We start from the raw sequence: 389 nt of genomic DNA, 5'->3' as shown, positions 1-389 counted from the left end.
CCGCCAATGCAACGTTTATTGAGCAAAGCGACAAAATAAAAGCGGTAATTGTTCTACGCATAGGCAATGGCTCCCTTCCCAACCCCTTCAAACGCACGAACTTCGACTTTTTTATCGGGGTTTTGTGATTTTATTTCTGCAACTAAATAATCCGCGATACATTCAACGGTTGAGTCGGTATCAATAACAAAGTTTTCTGCATTAGGAACCACAAGCTCAAACAGGCCCTGATCAGCAATATAGCTATAAAAAGTATGGCTGGAATCAGAGCTCAAATCACTGGCCGCGTCAGATAATTTAAGATTGCTGCGAGTGCAGACATCTTCCGTTGTACCTAAATAAATATCCTGCCATTTATCCGACCACTCTTTTTCAAGTACCGGCTGTCT

The 389-nt window shown here is 42.2% G+C and carries 1 pseudogene; it reads right to left on the bottom strand.

The features are described from left to right. Nucleotides 1-53 precede the first annotated feature (53 nt). A pseudogene (locus tag B3180_RS13475) lies at nt 54-389 on the bottom strand (hypothetical protein); the annotation flags it as partial.

The organism is Idiomarina sp. UBA4206, assembly GCF_002383015.1.
In the GTDB taxonomy this organism is placed as follows: domain Bacteria; phylum Pseudomonadota; class Gammaproteobacteria; order Enterobacterales; family Alteromonadaceae; genus Idiomarina; species Idiomarina abyssalis.
Note: the sequence above shows the minus strand (reverse complement) of the source record. Positions and strands in the feature narration are given on the sequence as shown.